Source organism: Delftia sp. DLF01 (assembly GCF_014852125.1).
Classification (GTDB): Bacteria; Pseudomonadota; Gammaproteobacteria; order Burkholderiales; family Burkholderiaceae_C; genus Comamonas; species Comamonas acidovorans.
Map to the genome: position 1 here is coordinate 1 of NZ_JACVAZ010000021.1, position 301 is coordinate 301.

At 68.1% G+C, this 301-nt stretch carries 1 protein-coding gene; it reads right to left on the minus strand.

Going from position 1 to position 301, the window contains the following annotated elements:
• A partial coding sequence (locus IB269_RS28960) for a hypothetical protein (protein ID WP_192368956.1) occupies positions 1-301 on the minus strand: 301 nt, incomplete at both ends.

Here is a 301-nt window from a genome sequence, read left to right on the forward strand (position 1 = left end):
TCGCAGTGGTAGTGGTGGATGGCGATGCGGGCGTGCTGTTCTTTTTCCTGTTCCTGCAACTTGGCCTGCATGCCGCTGAGCATGCGGGCGGTGCCCTCGGCCTGTTCGCCCAGCATGGCCTGGGCGCTGGGCGGCAGGCCGTGCTCCAGGGTGTGGCGCAGGTGGCGGGCGGCGTCTTGCTGCATGTCCCTCGGCATGGCGTCGAGCATGGTTTGAATCAGGGCCAGGGCTGGCGTGTGGTTGGGGTCGTCCGGGTCGGGCAGGCCTGCGGTGATGGCTTGCACCAGCAGGTGGGGCTCGT